The 22,463-nt window shown below is 32.3% G+C and carries 21 protein-coding genes; 11 read left to right on the top strand and 10 right to left on the bottom strand.

Translation table 11 applies throughout. The annotated features are described in order from the left end of the window. The 10 genes from IX290_RS02255 to IX290_RS02210 all read right to left on the bottom strand — a co-directional run bounded on the left by IX290_RS02255 (position 1) and on the right by IX290_RS02210 (position 10,985). Positions 1-2,589: a type I restriction-modification system subunit M gene (locus IX290_RS02255; protein ID WP_211491580.1), complete on the bottom strand. Its 2,589-nt coding sequence runs from the start codon at positions 2,587-2,589 to the stop codon at positions 1-3. Positions 2,590-2,623: 34 nt separating this feature from the next. Further along, the gene (locus IX290_RS02250; RefSeq protein WP_211491579.1) at positions 2,624-3,286 is read right to left on the bottom strand and encodes an SIMPL domain-containing protein; all 663 of its coding nucleotides are present in this window, start codon (positions 3,284-3,286) and stop codon (positions 2,624-2,626) included. A gap of 80 nt (positions 3,287-3,366) precedes the next feature. Further along, positions 3,367-4,023 carry an N-glycosylase/DNA lyase gene (locus IX290_RS02245; protein ID WP_211491578.1) on the bottom strand — a complete coding sequence of 219 codons (657 nt, stop codon included), beginning with the start codon at positions 4,021-4,023 and terminating at the stop codon, positions 3,367-3,369. Continuing rightward, positions 4,010-5,497, bottom strand: coding sequence for a HAMP domain-containing sensor histidine kinase (locus IX290_RS02240; protein WP_211491577.1), 1,488 nt, complete (start codon positions 5,495-5,497; stop codon positions 4,010-4,012). Before IX290_RS02240 ends, IX290_RS02245 begins: the two co-directional genes overlap by 14 nt. A gap of 2 nt (positions 5,498-5,499) precedes the next feature. Next, on the bottom strand, positions 5,500-6,159 hold the full coding sequence (locus IX290_RS02235; RefSeq protein ID WP_211491576.1) for a response regulator transcription factor: 660 nt from the start codon (positions 6,157-6,159) through the stop codon (positions 5,500-5,502). A gap of 20 nt (positions 6,160-6,179) precedes the next feature. After that, entirely contained in the window at positions 6,180-6,716 is a 537-nt protein-coding gene (locus tag IX290_RS02230; protein WP_256436429.1) for a metal-sensing transcriptional repressor, read from the bottom strand. Positions 6,717-6,752: 36 nt separating this feature from the next. Continuing rightward, positions 6,753-9,221, bottom strand: a complete 2,469-nt coding sequence (locus IX290_RS02225) for a heavy metal translocating P-type ATPase (RefSeq protein ID WP_211491574.1) — start codon at positions 9,219-9,221, stop codon at positions 6,753-6,755. Between the two features lie 18 nt (positions 9,222-9,239). Continuing rightward, positions 9,240-9,443: a cation transporter gene (locus IX290_RS02220; RefSeq protein ID WP_211491573.1), complete on the bottom strand. Its 204-nt coding sequence runs from the start codon at positions 9,441-9,443 to the stop codon at positions 9,240-9,242. A 94-nt stretch (positions 9,444-9,537) separates the two neighbouring features. Beyond that, positions 9,538-10,575, bottom strand: coding sequence for an aminotransferase class I/II-fold pyridoxal phosphate-dependent enzyme (locus IX290_RS02215; protein WP_211491572.1), 1,038 nt, complete (start codon positions 10,573-10,575; stop codon positions 9,538-9,540). Between the two features lie 41 nt (positions 10,576-10,616). Further along, complete coding sequence (locus tag IX290_RS02210) at positions 10,617-10,985, bottom strand: VOC family protein (protein ID WP_211491571.1); 369 nt, start codon at positions 10,983-10,985, stop codon at positions 10,617-10,619. Between the two features lie 118 nt (positions 10,986-11,103). Between IX290_RS02210 and IX290_RS02205 the strand changes: the two genes are divergently transcribed. From IX290_RS02205 to gpmI, 11 genes are all read left to right on the top strand, one after another. Then, positions 11,104-11,811, top strand: coding sequence for an MBL fold metallo-hydrolase (locus IX290_RS02205; protein ID WP_211491570.1), 708 nt, complete (start codon positions 11,104-11,106; stop codon positions 11,809-11,811). A gap of 142 nt (positions 11,812-11,953) precedes the next feature. Continuing rightward, a complete protein-coding gene (locus tag IX290_RS02200; protein WP_211491569.1) occupies positions 11,954-14,695 on the top strand; it encodes a DEAD/DEAH box helicase in 2,742 nt (913 codons plus the stop codon). Between the two features lie 17 nt (positions 14,696-14,712). Then, positions 14,713-16,482, top strand: a complete 1,770-nt coding sequence (locus IX290_RS02195; RefSeq protein WP_211491568.1) for a hypothetical protein — start codon at positions 14,713-14,715, stop codon at positions 16,480-16,482. Between the two features lie 125 nt (positions 16,483-16,607). Next, complete coding sequence (locus tag IX290_RS02190) at positions 16,608-17,552, top strand: RluA family pseudouridine synthase (protein ID WP_211491567.1); 945 nt, start codon at positions 16,608-16,610, stop codon at positions 17,550-17,552. 4 nt (positions 17,553-17,556) lie between these two features. Then, positions 17,557-18,174 carry a ribonuclease HII gene (locus tag IX290_RS02185; protein ID WP_211491566.1) on the top strand — a complete coding sequence of 206 codons (618 nt, stop codon included), beginning with the start codon at positions 17,557-17,559 and terminating at the stop codon, positions 18,172-18,174. After that, the gene (locus IX290_RS02180) at positions 18,164-18,526 is read left to right on the top strand and encodes a YraN family protein (protein ID WP_211491565.1); all 363 of its coding nucleotides are present in this window, start codon (positions 18,164-18,166) and stop codon (positions 18,524-18,526) included. The genes IX290_RS02185 and IX290_RS02180 overlap by 11 nt, the downstream gene beginning before the upstream one ends. After that, complete coding sequence (locus tag IX290_RS02175; protein WP_211491564.1) at positions 18,510-18,722, top strand: hypothetical protein; 213 nt, start codon at positions 18,510-18,512, stop codon at positions 18,720-18,722. The genes IX290_RS02180 and IX290_RS02175 overlap by 17 nt, the downstream gene beginning before the upstream one ends. Next, positions 18,697-19,332 (top strand): ComF family protein, encoded by a 636-nt coding sequence (locus IX290_RS02170; protein ID WP_211491563.1) that lies wholly within the window; start codon positions 18,697-18,699, stop codon positions 19,330-19,332. The genes IX290_RS02175 and IX290_RS02170 overlap by 26 nt, the downstream gene beginning before the upstream one ends. Before the next feature lie 8 nt (positions 19,333-19,340). Continuing rightward, on the top strand, positions 19,341-20,024 hold the full coding sequence (locus tag IX290_RS02165) for a chemotaxis protein (RefSeq protein WP_211491562.1): 684 nt from the start codon (positions 19,341-19,343) through the stop codon (positions 20,022-20,024). Between the two features lie 117 nt (positions 20,025-20,141). Continuing rightward, on the top strand, positions 20,142-20,897 hold the full coding sequence (tpiA, locus tag IX290_RS02160; protein WP_211491561.1) for a triose-phosphate isomerase: 756 nt from the start codon (positions 20,142-20,144) through the stop codon (positions 20,895-20,897). A 13-nt stretch (positions 20,898-20,910) separates the two neighbouring features. Continuing rightward, positions 20,911-22,428, top strand: coding sequence for a 2,3-bisphosphoglycerate-independent phosphoglycerate mutase (gpmI, locus tag IX290_RS02155; protein ID WP_211491560.1), 1,518 nt, complete (start codon positions 20,911-20,913; stop codon positions 22,426-22,428). Positions 22,429-22,463 lie beyond the last annotated feature (35 nt).

The raw sequence follows: 22,463 nt of genomic DNA, 5'->3' as shown, positions 1-22,463 counted from the left end.
CTATTCACCTCCCAGCAACAGCTTAAGCTCCATAAGCCCCTTCATATCGGCATCTGAACCAGTTAATTCATCAATAAATCCGATAAGTTCTTTTTCTGTTTCACGTATCTCTTTTTCAATGTCAGCAAATGTTGTAGCATATTTTTCTTCCATAGCCTGAATCTTTTTAATGAAATTCTCTACAATAGTGTTAGGAATTTCACGAAGTCCATTTAAAACAGGCTCAATCCATTTCTTATTAAGCAGCATATCTATTTGTTCTTCATTAAGATTTTCAATTGTTTCTTTAGTAAGGATATGAAGTTTGTCAGCTCCATCACTTATCTCTTTTTTCAATCTCTTTTCTTTGTCAGAAAGTTTTTTAGTAGTTATAACCCTATATTCAATACTTTCTTCAGTGTAAAAGCTTAATTTGTGTTCTTTTAAAAGTTCATTAACTTTTTTATTAAGATTTCCAGCTAAAAAGGCTGTATTATCGGCATTCAATTCCTCATTTAGTTCCTCTTTATCCTCTTCAGAGAATGAATCAAATATTTCCTGTTGTTCACTTATTACCTGATTTAGCATATCCTCTTTATCTTGAAGTTTTTCTTTTTCATCTTTTAAAAGAGTTGACTGTACTAGTTCAAAAGGAATAATAGGAGATGTCCATCCATCTTGAACTTCTACATCTTTTCCGCTTTTTTTCTTTATTACAATATTAGGTATGACTTTTGTAGTAACGCTTTTTCCTTCACTTTTAAGGATTTCAAAGTCTTTTTCTATCTCAGTCCATTTATCATCAAGCATTTGGAATGCCTCATATTTATCAACTAAAGGAATATCTTCAAGTCTTTTAAATATCTCTTTTGCAAGAATATTTTGTTCCTTCATTACATTTACATCTTCCATGTTTTTAATTAAATTCTGTTCCATTAAAGAAGCAAATCCATTAAAGGCATTTTCAAAATGTTTTTGGAAATTAGTAACTGATATATGGTTTTTAACAATCTCCTCTATATCTTTTTCTTTTACTGTAACGTGATCTTCTCCATCTTCAGTAAAAAGAGCCTTTTTAAGGTCTGGAAAAGCTTCCCAATAGTTATTAAGTTCAGCTATCTCATTTTTAGGAATTCCACCAAACATAGATGAGTAGATATCATAACTTTCAGGTTTTTCTGAAGAATCTACATATCTTGGTATATTAAGGTTATAGTCATTTTCTCTTATCTCATCTCTTGAAACTTTTCTACTGAATTTATCCACATCCAGTCTATATTTCACTGCATCTGTTATTCGTCTTATATCAGATGCACGAAGTTTATTTTGTTTTCCTTCTTTGATAAATCCTTTAGAAGCATCAATAATCAATATATCTGTGTTCTCTCTTTTTTGTTTTAGTACCATTACAATAGTAGGTATACCTGTTCCAAAGAATATATTTGCAGGAAGACCTATAATTGCATCGATGTGGTTATTTTCAATGAGGTTTTTACGTATAGTTCCCTCTTCTCCACCTCTGAACAAAACCCCGTGAGGTAAAACTATTGTCATAAGTCCATCTGGTTTTATGTGGTATAGATCATGAAGAAGGAAGGCATAGTCAGCTTTTCCTTTTGGTGCAATTCCAAATCTACTGTATCTTGGATCATTTTCTTTTCCTTCTGGATCCCAAGGTTGTGAATATGGCGGATTTGATACAACAGCATCTACATATAGAGGTTCATATGTTCCTACTGGATCATTTTCATCAAAGTAAGGCCAGTCGTCTTCTAAGGTATCTGCGTTTCTGGTAATTATATTAGCAGGGAGTATTCCACGCATTACCAGATTCATTCTTGTAAGGTTGTATGTATTTTGTTTAAGTTCCTGTGCATAGTATTTGATGTTATCTGCATCGTCCATATGTTTTGCAATTGACCTACCAATATTAATCAGCAAACTTCCACTTCCTGAAGTAGGGTCAAATATCTGGATTGTTTTTCTATCTTTTAAATGTTCAGCTACTATTTCACTCATTAAAAGAGATACTTCATGAGGAGTATAGAACTCTCCAGCTTTTTTACCTGCATTAGCAGCGAACATAGAAATTAAATATTCATATATAAATCCAAGAACATCATAGTCCTGTTTTCCATCCATTGGAATATCTTTAATAAGTTGAATAAGATCGCTTATTGCTTTAGTCTGTTTACCTGCAGTCTCTCCAAGTTTTGCAAGTCCAGTTTCCAAAGTGTTAAATATTCCAGAGAATACTTTAGAATAGTCCTTTGCAATAAGACGGTTAAATGCTGATAGTGCATCTGTTACATTGGCTACGTTAAAGTCTTTTCCCATATCAAGCCATGTTGAGAAAAGATTGTCATAAGAGATAAAATATCCAATTTTTGATTGAATCCACTCTACAGTTTCAGGATCTGTATCTACCAGATACTCCTTCATTTCCTCTTTAGAAGACCCCTGGCTTTCCATAAAAGAGACCTCTTTATCAGATAGAAATTTATAGAATATAAAGCCTAAAATATAGTCTTTATACTCGTTAGCTTCAATCTTAGAACGCATTTTATTTGCTGATTCCCATATTTTATTTGCTAATTCCTGTTTGTTCATATATCAGTTCCTCGCTTCCGTATTAGTGTAGTTTTTATTTTATTTCCCAGATTATAGTTACAGTATCTTCTGCCTCAATATCATCTGGTGTCATATTTATAGAAGGGCTTTCAAAGGTTCTCATTGCCTTTGAATCAGAAAGACACAGATCACGTATAGGTCTTGATACAAAGTTGATTTCTCCCCATGAATAGTCAATAGTAATAACATCTCCAAGGATTACTCCAGCAGCCTTGGCCATAAGTTCAGCTTTGCATTTAGAGTCTTCAATAGCTTTTTGAAGTACTCTGTTTTTAGCTCCCTCAGGATCAGATGTTGTATATTCAATTGAAAAATCTGGTTTACCTGGACAACGTGCTATAGCGTAAAGCGTGCGTCCAAGAAGATCATTATCAAGAGGAAATTCAAGTTTCATATGGTGGGTATATTTATAACCAACAAATCTTTTTTTAGAATCTCCATTATAATCTGTGTAATACTCATACTCTTTATCTACATCAAAAGATACAGTCTTAAGATCTTCCTCTTTAAATTTTAATTCACTTAAGATAGAGTTAAGAGCTACTTTATCCTGAGCAGATGTTTTAATAGCCTCATGATACTCTCTAAAAGAGTTCCTTTGAGTGATTTTTAATGAAACCACATCTGGGGTAATAGATATGTTTCCTGTTCCAGTTACTCTGATTCGTCTTTCCATAAGTCCTCCTTATTTTTACCCAAAAAAAGCCCTAACCCTTCCAAATAAATTGATATATGGAAGAATCAGGGCATGGGATACTATTTGAAAATTTCTCCAGCTTCTATATACCATAGAAGTAAATCAAAACTGTCCATTGGAATTCCAACAAAGTCACAGTATCTCTTTAGTCTATCCTCTATTCCAAGATAGATTTTTGGAGATAAAGTCTTAGGCACTTCATCGATTACTCCAAGTCTCACCAGATTTTTAAGGATATGTCTATCAAGAATAGCTATTCTTTCACCAAATCCTACGTTTCTAAGGAAATGTCCAGCCTCTTTATAGGCCATTCCTTTGATATTTTTTACTATCCAGTGTCTTGCCTCTTCTACAGTTTTAAATTGTGAGAAAAAGTCTTTAGTAACTATTTCTCCATTTTCATCAGTCATCTGATTTCTCAATTCAACAAGATATTTAGCCTTGTTATTTTTAAATCTTACAATGTTGAGATATTTAGTTATTTCTTCAGCAGTACCAGTGAAAAGAAGTCCATTATCTCTCAATGTAGTAATTGCTTTCCAGGCATTTAAAGCTTTAGACTGTGGAGTTAGGATACAAAAAGATAGTTCTACGTGGATATCTTTGTTACTTCCGTTATTCCAAGTGTCTTTAAATTCCTGAAGTCTTTTTTCTAAATCCCCTTGCTTTTCTTTATATATCTTTTCTATCTCATAAAAATATTTATTCTTTTCCATTTTTCTCCTCTGTAGAGTCATCTATCTCAGTAATTTCCTCTGCATCCTCTATTGCCTGCTCTTCATTTTCTTCTTCAAGCTCTGTATCCTCTTTAGCTTTATCAAGTTCAAACCAGAAGTTTACAGTATGCTCTTCTGAGATATATACTCCATGTTTACTGTTATGTTTGTCAAGAATACCTGCAACTATAGCAAGTCCAAGACCATGTCCCTCTTTCCCAATAGAGCTGTCAAGTCTTATAAATGGTGTCCAGATATTTTTAAGATCGTTTTCAGTAAGATTTTTGCTGTGATTACTAATTATAAATTTATATTTGTCACCATTATCTTCAACAGTAACAGTGACTACCTTATCGTCAGTACTGTATTTAACAGCATTTCCAATAAGGTTATCTAAAACTCTGTCAAGGTATTTTTCATCACCTATAACAGGGACTACATTATCACCTTTATAGACAATTTCAGAATCTGAAGTGGAATATTTATCAATGATATCCTTAATAAGTGGATAAGCATCAATAAGTGTATTTTCCATTTTAAAATATCCAGATTCTATTTTTGACATAAGAAGTAGCTCTTTTACAAGGGCATCCATCTTATATGCCTCATCAACTATAACCTCACAGTAAAAGTTTTTATCCTCTTCAGTTGCAACATTTTCCATAAGTCCTTGTGCATATCCTTGAATGATAGCAATAGGTGTCTTAAGTTCATGGCTTACATAAGCTATAAATTCTTTTCTTAACTGATCAAGCTTCTTCTCTTTTTCAATATCTTCCATAAGTTTTGAATTTGCCTTATTTATATCGTCGATATTTTTTTCAAGAGTGGCTCCCATCTTATTTATGGCTTCTCCAAGCTCACCAATTTCGTCTACTCTGTCTCCCTCAAATTTTCTGCTGAAATCAAGTTTTGCAATTTTTTGTGTGATTTCTTTCAATTCAAGAATAGGTGCAACCATAGCTTTTGAGAAGACAAAAGCAATAGCCAGACCTAAAATCAGAGCTAGCATAATTATCTGTATATGATACTGAACAGAGACATCAAGTCCTTCCTGAATAAGACTAAGTGGAGTTAAGATTTCAATATATCTATTGCTCTTATATGGCATGAAAAGCACCAGAGCTTTACCTCTATAGTCTTTGAAGTTTACTATCTTGAATGTAGGTGTTCCCTGTTTAAAAAGTCTTTTTATCTGTGTGATTTCATCAATGGACATCTGTCTTCTAAAGTAATATTTGTCTAATTGATCTAATTTTTTTATAACAATTTCGGCATTGTTTTGCATTTCGAGATTTCTAAAATCCACAATGTAGTTTGGATCTAGAATAGCATTTCCCATTTGAATAAGTTTGTCTTTTTTATTGGTGATATAGAATTTTTCCAAATAAACAGTGTTAGTGATTGCAAAACCACCAACCATAATTACAACAACTGATAACATAACGAGAAATATCTTTACTCTAATTTTCATAATTACTCACCAAATTTATACCCAAAACCTCTTACAGTTGAGATGTATTCATCACCAATTTTTCTTCTTAGTCTTTTTATATGAGTGTCAACAGTTCTTGAATCTCCAAAGTAGTCCCATCCCCATACTGAGTTAAGTATTTTTTCTCTAGATAGAGCTACCCCTTTATTCTCTAAGAAGAAGTATAAAAGGTCGTATTCTTTAGGTGTAAGTTCAACTACTACATCATTTAATCTAACTTCTCTTTTTAAAGTATCTATTACAATGTCGTTATATTTTATCGGTACATTACTTGGAGATTTTCCATCTCTTCTAAGTAATACTTTAACTTTTGCTACTAGTAATTTTGGATTGAAAGGTTTTACCATATACTCGTCAGTTTGTAATTCAAAACCGAATAGTTGGTCACTTTCATCTGCTCTTGCTGTAAGCATTATTATAGGGACATCAGATTCTGATCTGATCTTTCTACATACGCTCCATCCATCTATTTTAGGCATCATAATGTCCAGTATTACAAGGTCATACATGTCCTGGAAGAACATATCTATTCCCTCTTGTCCGTCTCCAGCTTCAGAAACGTCATATCCCTCTCTCACAAGATAGCCTTTTATAAGCTTTCTGATTTTCCACTCATCATCAATAACTAATATTTTTTTCATGATAATGGCTATCCTCCTTATTATTTCATCATTTTGTTAATTGTGTATAAGAAATCATCTATTATTTTCTTCTCTGGCCCTTTTTTTATGTCTGCAGCTAGAGAACTTTTGACATGTTCCTCAAGTAAAACTTTGGCCATGGCATTCAGTTCAACCTTTATAGATGCTACTACTTTGAGTATACTGCTGCAACACTCTTGTTTATCTATACAGACCCTTATGTTATTTATCTGCTTTTCTATCTTCCTTATAATATTTTCATTATTATCTTTAAGTGGCCGTCCAGATTTATGAATGAAATTATTTAAAGTTACAATGAGTTCAGCTATTGCTTCATCTTCCATCCCTGCTTTTATGTCGTGAACAACACAGTTTCTCAAGTGCATTTCAAGAACAACTTTAGCAATACCATTTAAAGCAGATTTAACTGAAGAAATCTGATTAAGGATATCATCACATTTTTCATTGTTGTGAATCATCCTTTCAATTCCTCTTATTTGTCCGTCGATTCGATTAACCCTCGATATGAGGTTTTTTCTGAATTCAGGCTGTTCCATACAAGCGAAATTATTTATCATATCAACTCTCCATTATTATTTTTTAAATCTTTTAAGTCTAAGTGCATTTGTAACCACTGAAACAGAACTCATTGCCATTGCAAACCCTGCAATCATTGGATTTAACAGGTGTCCTGTCCAAGGGTAAAAAATTCCTGCTGCTAATGGAATACCTATACTATTATATATAAAAGCCCAGAAAAGGTTTTCTTTTATATTTTTTATAACAGCATGGCTAAGTTCCATGGTTGTGATAACATCGTTGAGATTTTTTTTCATAAGGACAATATCAGCACTTTCCATAGCAATATCTGTTCCGCCGCCGATAGCTATACCAATATTAGCCTGGACCAGTGCAGGTGAGTCATTTATTCCGTCACCTACCATTGCTACGTTGCACCCTTTATCCTGTAACTCTTTGACTTTTAAGTATTTATCTTCTGGAGTAACTTCTGCAAGTATTATGTCGATTCCCAAATTTTTTCCAATTGCTTGGGCAGTTACTCTATTATCTCCAGTTATCATAGCAAGGCTGTATTTTCTTTCTTTAAGCTTTTTAATAACATCAATTGCTTCAGGTTTTAAAGTATCAGCAATAGCTATTATAGCTTCAAGCTTTGAATCTACAGTCAGGTACATTGGAGTTTTTCCTTCTTTTGCAAAATTGCCAGAGATAGTTGTATCAGTAATTTCAACATTATGTTCATTCATAAGTTTGATATTACCAATTAGAATCTCCTTGTCTTCTATTTTACCATAAATTCCCATTCCTGTAACGGATTTAAAATTTAAAATATTAGATAATTTAATATTTTTTTTCTCTGCTTCTCTTACAACTGCCTCTCCTAGCGGGTGCTCAGAGTATTGTTCTAAAGATGCAGCAAAAAATAAAATTTCTTTTTCACTAAAATTTCCCAAAATTTTTATATTAGTTACTTCAGGTTTTCCCAAAGTCAAAGTTCCAGTTTTATCAAAAACTATTGTATCAACTTTGTGAGCTTTTTCCAAGGCCTCACCTGACTTTATAAGTACACCTAACTCTGCACCACGACCAGTTCCTACCATTATAGCAGTAGGAGTAGCAAGTCCTAGTGAGCAAGGGCAGGCAATTACCATAACTGATACAAATATTGTAAGGGCAAATATAGAAGGAGTCTGATTTATACTTACAATTCCATTACTTCCTAAATAGTACCACACAATACCTGCAACTGTTGCAATAGTCATTACAGCAGGAACAAATATACCAGATACCTTGTCAGCAATTTTTGCAATAGGAGCCTTACTTCCCTGAGCTTTTTCTACAAGGGATATTATCTTTGAAAGTACACTGTCTTTTCCAACAGCAGTAGCTTTGATTATAAGGCTTCCATTTTTATTGATGCTGGCTCCAAATACCTTGTCACCTATCTTTTTCTCAACAGGTATACTTTCTCCAGTAAGCATAGATTCATCTACGCTACTAAATCCATCTACAACTTCACCATCTACAGGTATACTCTCTCCAGGTTTTACCAAAACCTTTTCTCCAATTTCTACCTCTTCTATATCTACTGATACAAATGTGTCTCCTCTCACAAGAGTAGCTTTTTTACTCTTAAGACTCATAAGTTTTTTTATAGCTTCAGAAGTTTTTCCTTTACTTACACCTTCCAGATATTTTCCAAGCATAATAAGAGCAAGGATTACTACACCAGATTCATAGTAAAGGGCATGTACATAATGTGTATTCCCAATAGCTATCTCATATGTACCATATAGACTGTAGGCAATAGCTGAACCTGTACCTATTGCTATTAAGGAATCCATATTAGGACTTCTGGATAGAAGATTTTTAATACCAACTGTATAGAATTTTTTATTTACTACAACAACTGGAATAGCTAAGATAAGCTGGATTAGAGCAAAGTTAAGAGGATTTTCTGAAGGGGAGATGATACCAGGAACAGGTAGTCCCACCATAGTTCCCATTGATATATAGAAAACTATTGCTGAGAAAAATATTGAGATTTTAAATCTCCAGAACTCATGTTTTAGATGCTTTTGCATCTCTTCATCTCTTTTATCAACAGAGATATCCTCAGATTTTTTTCCTTTAAATCCAAGTTTTTCAATCACTTCAAGTATTTCAGAAAGTTTTATCTTATCTGAATCATATGTAACTAAACCTTTAAAAGTAGCTAAGTTTACACTTACTGATTCAACACCTGGAAGTTTACCAACCTTTTTTTCAATTCTATTTACACAGGTTTGACAGCTTATTCCTTCAATATCGAGTTCTACCTCTTTAAGGTCTTTTATTTCAGAAATATCATATCCAAGTTTCTCTACAGTTTCAATTATCTCCTTATCACTTATCTGATTTTCATCATAGTCAATATTTAAGTGTTCATTTGAGAAATTTACAACTGCACTTGCTACTCCAGGTTTTTTTGCCAATTTTTTTTCAATCTTATTAACACAAACTTGGCAGCTTACGCCACCAAGTTGGAATTCTTTTTTCATTATGGATACCTCCAGGTACTATTTTATAGCGATAACATCGTATCCGGCATCGTCAAGAGCTTCGTTGATTTTTTCCATTTTATATCCTTCAGGAACCTCAACTGTTGCCTCTCCTATTTTTACTTCTATTACTTTTATTTCCCCCAATGAATTAAGAGCATTTTTAACGCTTTTTACGCAATGTTCACAACCCATACCGTTGATTTTAATTACTTTTTTCATAATAAACCTCCATTAAAAAATATAGGGGATACCCCCTATATTTATAGTATTATTTCATATTAAAAAAGTCAAGTATTTTAGATGGATACCCCTATTAAATTTGAGTATATTTTTCCATCTCTTTTACAAAGCATTCTACAGCCTCTTTTTTAGTAGCCCAAGATGTTACAAATCTAACAGCTGTGTAGTTTTCATCTATTATTTTTGCTGTTTCAAATAGGTAATTTTTTTCAAGCTCTTTTATCACTTCATTAGGGAAGATAAAGAACTGTTGGTTTGTATGAGAATCTACAAGTAGTCCAAATCCTGCATCAACAACTGCCTGTTTAAGACGAAGTGCCATATCATTTGAGTGTTTTCCTACCTGATAATATCTGTCTCCAATAAACAGTTCTATAAATTGAACTCCTAAAAGTCTTCCTTTAGCTATAGTAGCTCCACGCTGTTTTGTAGAATGGAAGAAACCTTCAGATAAATTCTTATTTGTAATAACAAGTGCTTCACCAAATAGAAGTCCACACTTAGTTCCACCTATATAAAATACATCACAATATTTTGGATAGTCAGCAAGCTCAATATCATTTACAGGTGATGCAAGTGCAGATGCAAGTCTTGCTCCATCTATAAATAGGTACATTCCAACTTCCTGACAGTAGTTATATATATCCATTATCTCTTTTTTACTGTATAGAGTTCCAAGTTCAGTTGGATTTGAGATATATACCATTTTTGGTTGTGCCATGTGAGGGTCATTTGTATGGTATTCATAAGCTTTTTTGATAGAATCTATATCAAGTTTTCCAGTACCATCTGTAGTAAGCTCTATTACCTTATGTCCTGTTGCTTCAATAGCTCCAGCTTCATGGACACTTATATGTCCAGTATCAGCAGATATAACAGCCTGATAAGGTCTTAAGATGTGTGCAATAGTAAGAAGGTTAGTTTGAGTTCCTCCTACCAGTAATCTCACATAACAATCTTCGCATTTAATAGCTTTTTTAATCCCCTCAATAGCTTCAGCAGTATATTCATCTTCTCCATATCCCACTGTTTGTTCCATGTTTGTTTTTAAAAGAGCTTCCATTACTATTGGAAGAGCCCCTTCACTGTAGTCGTTTTTAAAACTTATCATTGCAGTCCCCCTGTTTTATAAATGAGATAAAAAGGTTATTCCTATTTTTTAGGCGGAATAATCTCAATCCAATATCCATCTGGGTCGCCTATAAAATAGATACCCATAGCTGGATTTTCATAGATGATTACTCCCATAGCTTTATGCATTGCATATGCTTTATCGTAATCTTCTGCAGTTAAAGCTAAATGGAACTCTTCATCACCAAGATCATATTTTTCTTTTCTGTCTCTTAACCATGTAAGTTCAAGGGAAAAATCTGACTGTCCATCTCCTAGATAGACAATTTTATAACTTCCATCTTTTGCATCTTTAGTTCTTTGAATTGAAAGACCAAGAGCATCTTTGTAAAATTTGATACTTTTTTCAAGATCCAATACATTAATATTGTAGTGATTAAATTTAAACATAAAAAATCCCCCTCTTTACAAGTATACTTCAATTATAGCAAAAGTAAAATAATATTGTCAAAAGTTATGTGAAGCTGTATAATATTAAGAATATTAAAAAGAGGAAAGGGGTATCAAAATGAAGATTTATTATATTTATCACAGTGGTTTTGCAGTTGAAACAGAAAATTATAAGATGATATTTGATTATTATAAAGAGACTGGATACAACATTGGTGAATTTAATCTGGAAAGTTTTTTAAGTGGTGATAAAAAAGTGGTAGTATTTTCTTCTCATGTACATGGAGACCACTTCAACCCTGAGATATTAAATTGGAGAGAGATAAATCCAGATATAACATATATTTTAAGTGATGATATAAAGATAAAAGAAAAAACTTCATCTATATATATGGTTCACGAAGGAGATACTCTGGATATTGATGGCATAAATATTAAGGTATTTGGCTCAACTGACGCAGGAGTATCATTTTATGTAGGTTGTGATGGAGAAACTCTATTTCATGCAGGAGATCTTAACTGGTGGTATTGGAGTGATGACACACCAGAAGAGGAAAAATATATGAGAGATTTATATATGGAGAAAATGGATAGAATAATTGATGAAAATCTTCAAATAGATTATCTTTTCTATCCTGTAGACCCAAGACTTGAAAATTTTTCATTTTTAGGTGTGAAATATTTTATAGATAGTGTAAGGGTAAAAAATATTATCCCAATGCACTTCTGGAATAACTTTAATATTATTAAAGATTTGGAAAAAGAGTTGAAAGATAGAAAAGAAAAAGTTATTGTATATGAAAAAAATATGATGAAAATAGTATAAATTTAGAAAAGAAATTGGGCTATTCCTCTTTATTTGGTAATTGTTATCCTTATGAACTATTGAAATTATCATTGATAAAATGCGTATTTTTTGATATAATATACTTCGAATAAAAATAAGGATAGTAAAGGTAGAAATAATTATGAGCTTAAAAAATATGGAAAATGGAGTGGATAGTATTTGCTTTATGCTTAAAATGGACGACAAAGGAGCCTATATTGTTCCTGTTGATTCACAAGGGGAAATAATAGAGAGTTTCGATGTAGATAGCGAAGCAGAAGATACTACAAGTAAAATATTAAATTATATAAAAGGAATAAAAGAGGACAGCTTTTTTATAGACTGGGAGAGAGAATACCCAGAAGCATATATAACTGAGCACTGTAATCTTATAGATTATCTTATTGACAATCCAAAATTTGTAAATGAGAAGATGGAAAGCTATAAGTGGCAAAAAAGAGGGAATTCACTGGCTCTTATTATAAAAGAGAGTGAAGAAAATCCTGATTTTTTAAAGACAGAGTTACTATTAAATGGCTCTATTACAGATTTTATAATAATAAATGAAGACTTGATACTTGCAGAAGATACCTTTTACATAATAGATATGGTAAGCAATACCTTTCATACCTTAAGAGAATTAGTTTGTACGATGGACAAGAGAGGACTTGAAAATTTCCTAACACTTACTTTTAAATATTTTAAGGATATTGAAGTGGAATATAAGGATTATAAGGTAGTTACTGGAGAGAAGAATACTCCAAGACCTCAACTTGTAATTGAAAAGATATCTCAGGATAATAGTTTGTATCTTCAGATAACTTTGATGATTTCAGGAATGAATTATGAATTTTTAAGAGATAATGAGATAGACCATGCTGTTATAGTAAATAATATGGAAAAGAAAATCTCTATATGTGAGATAGATATAAGCCGTATTAATGAAGCTACTGAAGAGGTAATGAAACTTCTTACAAAGCATCAGAAAAAGATAAAAGTTAAGTCAGGATTCTATATAGATGAGACAAATCTTATCATAATGCAGGAAAAACTTGCTAAAGAGTTTATAATGAAGGACCTTTTACAACTTGCATCTAAATATAGAGTAGTTGGAACTGATAAACTTAGAAAATATAATATAAGAGCTATAAAACCAAAGGTTATTGGAAATTTCAGTCATTCAATAGACTTTTTAGAAGGAGAGATAGAACTTGATTTAGAGGGAGAAAAGTTTTCAATTCTAGATGTTCTTTCAGCTTACAGGAAAGATTCATATATCATGCTTAGTGATGGAACAAGTGCTCTTATTAATAAAAAATATATTGAAAAACTTGAAAGAATATTTAAAGACAGTGATAAAAAGCAGGTTAAGCTTTCGTTCTTTGACCTTCCATTAGTTGAGGAGCTTATTGAGGATAAGATTTTCTCAGAAGAGATGAATAAAAGCAGAGCCTTTTTCAAAGGGATAAATAATATAAAAGATTACAAAGTATCAGCTCCAAAGGTAAATGCAACTTTAAGAGAGTATCAGGAGTATGGTTACAAGTGGCTTTCATACCTTATGGATAACCATTTAGGTGGATGTCTTGCAGATGACATGGGACTTGGAAAGACACTTCAGGCAATAGCTTTACTTACAAGACTTCATGGTAAAAAAGGTAAGAAGAGTCTTGTTGTAATGCCAAAATCCCTTATATATAACTGGGATGGAGAGATAAAAAAATTCAGCCCAAAATTAAAAGTAGGTATCTATTATGGTAACTTTAGAAATAAGAGTATCATAGATAAGAATGAAGTTATACTTACAACTTATGGAACAGTCAGAAATGATATTGAGATGATAAGAGATTACTATTTTGATTGTGTAATATTAGATGAATCTCAAAATATTAAAAACGTCAATGCACAGACTACAAAGGCTATTATGCTTTTAAATTCTGGACATAGAGTTGCATTAAGTGGTACCCCAATTGAGAATAACTTAAGTGAATTATATTCACTATTTAGATTTTTAAATCCATCTATGTTTGGAACTTTAGATGAGTTTAATACATTCTATGCAATTCCTATTCAAAGGGAAAATGACACAGATGCAATTGAAGAGTTAAGAAAGAAGGTATATCCATTCATACTTAGAAGAATTAAAAAAGAGGTATTGAAGGACTTACCTGATAAGATAGAAAAAACAATGTACATTGAAATGAATCCAGAGCAGAAAAAGTTATACGAAGAGAGAAGAATGTACTACTACAAAATGGTACACTCACAGATTCAGGAAAATGGAATTGGAAAAACACAATTTTTCATCCTTCAGGCTTTAAATGAGCTAAGACAGATAACAAGCTGTCCAGAGGCTAAAAGTCATGGAGTGATGTCGAGCAAAAGAGAAGTACTTATAAACAACATAGTTGAAGCAGTGGAAAATGGTCATAAGGTTCTTGTATTTACTAACTATATAAACTCAATTAACAGTATATGTGAGGACCTGGATAGAAATGGTATAAAATATCTTTCTATGAGTGGAAGCACTAAAGATAGACAACTTCTTGTGGATAAATTCCAAAAAGACAGCAAATATAAGGTATTTGTAATGACACTGAAAACAGGAGGAGTTGGTCTTAACCTTACAGCGGCAGATACAATATTCATATACGACCCATGGTGGAATAAAACAGTGGAAAATCAGGCTATAGACAGAGCATATAGACTTGGTCAGGACAGAACTGTATTCTCTTACAAACTGATACTTAAAGACACCATAGAGGAAAAGATATTACAGTTACAGGAATCGAAGATAAAACTTCTGGATAATCTGATATCTGAAGATAATGCTACGCTTAAGACACTTACAGAAAAAGATATTGAGTTTATTTTAGGAGACTAGAAATTTAGGGAGATAGTATGGCAATTAGTAGAGATAGATTTAGAGAAGCACTTAACGAATTTTATTCTAAAGAGACTTTGTTTAGACTTTATACAAAATACTTTTTAGACTGGATAGCAGAGGGATACATTGGAAGCAATCTTGGACTTTTTGAGGTATCTTTGATAAGCGAGAATACTAATAAACAGACATTCCTGGATTTGCTTGAACAGTTTTACGGAAAGGAAGAGGTTTTTGCTACAATTTATGACAAACTTGATAAAAATGTAAAAGCTGTATTTGAAAAGATTGTATGGGGAGATGGAACATTTTTTATCCCTATGGATGAAAGAGAAAAATATTTCAAAATGGAAAACAGCTATGATGTAAATAAAGACCTTAAAGATGAATTTCTATTTTTTAAGGGAGAAAAGGATAATAAAAAAGGTGAGTACCTTTTCCTTGATTATGACATCATAAGAGTAGTTAGAAAATTTATGAAAAAACCTGCTGAGTACAACATTATTCCTGTTACTAAAATAGAGGATATGCTATTCAATGACAGTGAAAATGAGATAATTGAAAACCTCAAGCTTTATTTTGAGTTCTATAATGAGGGAGGGATATCTCTTTCAAATAGCTCAAAGATACTTAAAGCTTCAAAGGTAAATATGAAGAAATATTGCAACATAACTGAATATTATGAAGATGCAAAAGACCTTGATTTCTTAAAAACTGAAACTTTAGCACTATTTTTCTTCTTAGCAAAGGATGAATATGTAAAAGAGGAGTATTTCAAGGTATCAAATATAAAGACAATAGTAGATGACTTTATGAGTGGAGAGCTTATAAAAGAGGAGAGCTATCACTTTACCTCACTTTATCTTAACTACTTAAAAGGTGTTAAAAACATCTGGAAATCAAAAGAGGAGATAAAAAGAGGACTTGGAACAATAAGAAAGATTATAGATGAGATTCCAGATAATGAGATAGTAAGTGTTGACAACATAATAAAGGCAATCCTATATAGAGATGAATTTATTGAGATAATAGATGTTAAAGACGCTTATGACTATATCTATATAAATGAGGCTAACTATGAAAGAACTAAGATAATAGGATATGAAAAATATCTTATGTACGTAGCTGTACCATTTATAAAATCAGTTTTATTCATCTTAGGAGCATTGGGAATGTTTGGTGTCTACTATGACTCACCATCTATTAATAACTCGCTATACCTTAAAAATGGATATCTAAGTAAGTATGATGGTATTAAATACATCAAATTTACAGAGCTTGGAAGATACTGCTTTGGTAGAACTGAAGAGTATGATTTTAAAAATGCAAAAGAGGATGGAGAAGTTATTCTAGATGATAACAGACTTATTGCAACAATAATGGGAGATGCCCCAGTACAGACAATGTTCTTGCAAAGAGTTGCCCATAAAATAGCTGGAAATAAATATAAATTTACAAAGGAAAACTTCGTAAAAGGTGTCAATAGTTTTGAAGATATAAAGAGCAGAGTTGATGAATTCTACTCTAAGATACAAGCTGAACCTAATGATTTCTGGAGAGGTTTCTTTGATGAGATACTTGATAAGAGCAGTGCCATAAAAGCTGAAAATCATTTTGTAGTGTTAAAGCTTAAAAACGACAAGGACCTTATCAAAACAATAACTAGAGATGAGAGATTTAAGCCACTTATGTTAAAGGGTGAAGATTATCATCTACTTGTAAAGACTGAAAATGTAAGTGAGATAATAAGTCTTTTCAAAGAGCATGGATACTATGTAAATTTTTAGAATGATTATAAAAAGATTTCAAGATATCTCTTGAGGTCTTTTTTTATCATACCTCAGGGGAAATAAAGTGTAAAAAACCTGTTAAAGTGATATAATACAGGTAATAATAACAAATGGAGATAAGAATGGAGAATATAAAGGAAACTATTACTGTACAGGCTGAGGAACAGGACAAAGGGAAGAGAATAGATAAGTTTATAAGTGAAGTTGTAGACGATGCAACACGTTCATATATTCAAAAGCTTATAAGTGAAGGATTGGTAGAGATTCAGGGGAAAAAAGTAACTAAAAGCGGTAATAAGCTTAAGGGAAATGAATCTATTACAATTAATCTTCCTGAGGATGAAGTTCTTGAACTTGTACCTGAGGATATTCCACTGGATATTATCTATGAAGATTCTGATATTATTGTGGTTAATAAAGGACCTGATATGGTGGTACATCCAGCTCATGGAAATTATTCAGGGACTCTTGTAAATGCACTTTTATATCATACTAAGGAGCTTTCTGGTATAAATGGAGATATTAGACCTGGAATAGTTCATAGACTTGATAAAGATACAAGTGGAATAATAGTTGTAGCAAAAAATGATGCTGCACATGAAAATCTTGCTAAGATGTTTAAAGAGAAAAATCTTGAAAAAACATATATGTGCATTGCAAAGGGAATATTTAAAGATAAAGAGGGAAGATTGGAAACCTTTATAGGGCGTGACCCAAAAGATAGAAAGAAAATGGCAGTTGTAGAAGAAAATGGAAAGCTTGCTATTTCAAATTATAAAGTATTAGATGAAAGTAAAAATCACTCTCTTGTAGAGGTGAAGATAGAGACAGGAAGAACCCATCAGATAAGAGTGCATATGAAGTATCTAAATCATCCTATTATGGGAGATACAACTTATGGTAATGGAAGTGATGGAGCAAAAAGACAGATTCTGCATGCATACAAATTAAAGTTTATCCATCCAGGAACTGGAGAAGAGATGACAGTTGTTGCACCTCTTCCTGAGGACTTTAAAGGGGCAGCAAAACATGTAGGACTTGACATAAAGAAAGTAGAGGTAGAATAAGAGGATGACAGATGAACTTCATCAATTTGATATTGAACAGGGTAATGATATAGTAGGTGTAGATGAGGCTGGAAGAGGTCCACTTGCAGGACCGGTAGTAGCAGCTGCAGCTAAACTTAAAGATTATAATGAAGTACTAAGAGAGATAAATGACTCTAAAAAACTCACTGAAAAGAAAAGAGAGAGACTTTTTGATGTTATTATGGAGCACTTTCATGTAGGTGTTGGTATAGCTTCAGTTGAAGAGATAGACAGTATAAATATACTAAATGCCACTTTTCTTGCAATGAGAAGGGCAATTGAAAATTTAGGTGGAAATTGCACTGATGATACACTTGTATTAGTAGATGGAAATTTTAAAATAAGAGAGTATAAAGGAAAGCAACAGGAGGTAATAAAAGGAGATGCAAAGAGTCTTTCAATAGCAGCAGCTTCTATTATTGCCAAGGTAACAAGAGATAGAATGATGGTTGCAGAAGGTGAGAAATATCCAGAATATCACTTTGAAAAACATAAAGGTTATGGAACAAAGGCTCATAGAGAAGCGATATTTGAGCATGGAGTTTTAGATATTCATAGAAAGAGTTTCTTAACTAAGATTCTGGCCAAACATGGTAAATAGACGTCAGTTAGGAAAAGAGTATGAGGATAGAGCAACCAAGATTCTGGAAGAAAATGGATATAAAATAATTAAAAAAAATTATTTTGGAAGATATGGAGAAATTGATATAATTGCACAAAAGAAAAACCTCCTTGCAATAGTGGAGGTAAAATTCAGAAAGACCAGAAAATATGGAGAGGGAATTGAAGCAGTAGACATACGAAAGATAAGAAGAATGTATAAAACTGCTAAAGAATTCATCTATAAGAAAAAATTATATGATATGGATATAAGATTTGACTGTATATATTTTCTGGACAGTGAGGTCTCTTGGACTAAGAACATTGCGTGGGGTGATGAAATTGGATTTTAAATGCATTAAATGTGGATGTGACAAGTATCAGGTTAAGACAACAATACTTCCAGAAAAGAGTCCTGGTCTCAAATTGGAATTTGGGACTTATTATATAAAGACCTGCTTAAATTGCGGGTATACAGAGATATATTCCGCTAAAATAGTAAATATGGAAAAAATGGAGAAGCATGAAAAACCTTGTCCAGAGTTTTAAAAATCTGATTTTTTCTCAGAAGTGTCCAGTATGTGGTAGAGAAACAGATGGAGATTACTTTATCTGCAGTGACTGCTATGGAATATTGAGAAAAAAAGGGACAATGAAAAATATTGGTAATTATTATTATCTTTATTACTATGACAGGGATATAAAAAAAGTAATAGCGGACTACAAACTTAAAAACAGGAAAATTCTTGGAAAAGAGCTTGCTCAATTAAGTAAGAGAGCTCTTAAAAAACTCATAGCTGATAAGGAGATAGATATAGTAATCCCTGTGCCTATAAGTGAAAAAAGGTACAAAGAGAGGGGGTTTAATCAAGTTGAAGAATTTTTAAATTGGTGTGAAATTAAATATAGAAAAATATATAGGGAGAAGGATACTGAGCATATGTATAGTATTCTCAATGTGGAAAAAAGAGAGAAAAATATTGCAGATGCTTTTAAAAATAGAAATTTGAAATTGGACAGGAAAAATATCCTGATAGTTGATGATATAGTAACAACTGGTACAACAATAAAGGAGATAAAAAAGGAGATAACTAAAAATAGTTCTCCTGAAAATATATACGTTTTTTCTATTGCTATATCGAGAGTTTTTAAGGAATAGGAGAGATTATGGAATTATATATAGACAACAAAAAAGTAAAGCTCAAGGGCAAAAAATATGAGAGCTTTGGAAAAGCAATAAATGATATTATCATTCATCTTAAAAAGGATAATAAAATCCCTTATAAATTTTATGTCAATGGAGAGTCTTTAAAAGATAATTCAATAATAAATGTTGATGACCTTAAACTTATTGAGGTAATTACAAAGTCCGAAGGAGAGGTACTTTTAGATTCACTTTTAAAAGCTAAGGCTCAGATAGAACTATATTTTGAACTTTTTGACGGATTTTCACAAGAAAATGAAGAGGAAGATGAAGAGCCACAAGAGATTGAAGTAGAAGTTGAAGTTATAGAAGAGGAAAATGCTACATATGCAAATGAACCTCTTGTAATAAATGAGGTAGAACTTTTAGAAAGAGTGATATTCTTAAGATGGTTCTACAATCTTCTTTTACTGATTAAAGCAAGTGGAGATCTTGAATTTGTTTATGATGATTTTAATGAATATGTAGATGATGTTGAAAAAGAACTTAAACTTGCAGAAGATGCATATGACTCGAAAGATTATGAGACATTTTTAGATATTTTACAATTTTCAGTTGGTGATCTTTTAAATGAGTTTTATAATAATTTTGATAATTATTACTCAGATATTGCTGCTGAAGAAAATCGTAAAAGATTGCCCAATTAATAGTTATTAAGTGAGCATTCTTATATTTGAAAATTTACCTCTGCTGTGATAATATTTAAAATGAATAAGAATAAAAGTAGAATAAATTAATTAAATTAATTGATGGAGGGACTAAACATGAGAACTAATGTAATAGCTGGAAACTGGAAAATGAATAAAACAAATGAAGAAGCAGTAAAAATGCTTACTGAATTAAAAGGATTAGTAAAAGATGTAAAAGATGTAAAAGTAATAATTGGAGCACCTTTTACAGCTCTTTCAGATGCTGTTAAAGCAGTTGAAGGAAGCAACATAGGAATAGCGGCTGAAAATGTTTATCCAAAAGCATCAGGAGCTTACACAGGAGAAGTATCACCTGTAATGTTAAAATCAATAGGGGTAAAATACGTAATTTTAGGACACTCTGAAAGAAGAGAATACTTCCACGAAACTAATGAATTTATAAATGAAAAAGTAAAAGCAGTACTTGAAAATGGAATGACACCTATTCTTTGTATTGGAGAAAAATTAGAAGATAGAGAAGGTGGAAGAACTGCTCAAGTAACTGAAAAACAAATTAGAGAAGGTTTAGCAGGAATAACAGCTGAAGAAGCTAAAAACATAATCGTTGCATACGAACCAGTATGGGCAATTGGAACAGGAAAAACTGCTACTCCAGAAATGGCTCAAGAAACTCACAAACAAATTAGAGAAGTTTTAAAAGATATGTTTGGATCAGTTGCTGATGAGATGGTAATTCAATATGGTGGATCAATGAAACCAGGAAATGCAGCAGAATTACTTGCTCAAGCAGATATTGATGGTGGTCTTATAGGAGGAGCATCATTAGAAGCTGATTCATTTGCTAAAATAGTTTTAGCTGCAAGAAAATAGGAGGAAAACAAAGATGAAAAAACCATTGATGTTAATGATTTTAGATGGTTGGGGAATAAATACACATCCTGAACAAAAAAATGCAATTACAACTGCAAATCCAGAAACTTTTAACAGACTTTTAAAAGAGTATCCACACTCACAACTAGAAGCTTCAGGAGAAGCTGTTGGATTACCTGATGGACAAATGGGTAACTCTGAAGTTGGACACTTAAATATTGGATCAGGAAGAATAATATATCAACCATTAGTTGAAATATCTAAAGATATTAAAGATGGAACTATATATGAAAATCCTGTTTTAAAAGAAGCTTTTGAAGCTGCTGTAAAAGGAACTGGAAGAGTTCACTTTGGTGGACTTGTATCAAATGGGGGAGTTCACTCTCACATAGATCATTTGTTCGGATTACTTGCAATGGCTAAAAAGTATGGAGTTAAAGCTTATGTTCATGCATTTTTAGATGGAAGAGATACACCTCCAAAATCTGGAGAAGGTTTCTTAAAAGAACTTGAAGCTGAAATGAAAAAAATTGGAGAAGGAAAAATAGCTACAATATCTGGAAGATATTACGCTATGGACAGAGATAAAAACTGGGATAGAATAAAACTTGCTTATGACGCAATTGTTTTAGGAGAAGGAAAGAAAGCATCATCAGCAACTGAGGCTATTGAAAACTCATATGCTGAAAATGTAACAGATGAGTTTGTTATCCCTACTGTAATAGATGCAGAAGGATTAGCAAAACCTGGAGATGTTTTCATCAATTTCAACTTCAGACCAGACAGAGCTAGAGAGATAACTAGAGCTTTAAATGATAAAGATTTCACTGGATTTGAAAGAAAATATCCTGAAATTAAATACTACTGTATGCGTCAATATGATGCTACAATAGATGCTCCAGTAATTTACGCAGACAAAGAGATCAAAAATACTTTAGGAGAAGTATTATCAAAAGCAGGAATGAAACAATTAAGAACTGCTGAAACTGAAAAATATGCTCACGTTACATTCTTCTTTAATGGAGGAGTGGAAGTTCCATTCCCTGGAGAAGATAGAAAACTTGTAGCATCTCCAAAAGTAGCAACTTATGATTTACAACCTGAAATGTCAGCTTGTGGAGTAACTGAAGGACTTATGGAAGCTTTAAATTCAGATCAATATGATGTAATCATAATAAACTATGCAAACCCTGATATGGTAGGACATACAGGAGTGTTTGAAGCTGCTGTTGCTGCAGTTAAGAAGATAGATAGATGTATTGCTACAGTATCTAAGAAGGTTCTTGACTTAGGTGGAACTCTTCTTATTACAGCTGACCATGGTAACGTTGAACTTATGGAAGATCCTGTAACTCACGCACCATTTACAGCACATACAACTAATAAAGTTCCATTTATCCTAGTTTCTGAAAAATATAAAAATGCAAAACTTGATGATGGAAAATTATCAGATATAGCTCCTACTATGTTAGATATATTAGGAATAGCTAAACCAGCAGAGATGACTGGAAAATCACTTATTGAAAAGTAAAAAATGTAAATAAATTAAAAAGAGAGGACGGGCGA

The sequence above is a fragment of the Fusobacterium sp. DD2 genome (assembly GCF_018205345.1).
Classification (GTDB): domain Bacteria; phylum Fusobacteriota; class Fusobacteriia; order Fusobacteriales; family Fusobacteriaceae; genus Fusobacterium_A.
The sequence above is the reverse complement of the archived record's forward strand: the minus strand, read 5'-3'. Positions and strand labels throughout refer to the sequence as shown.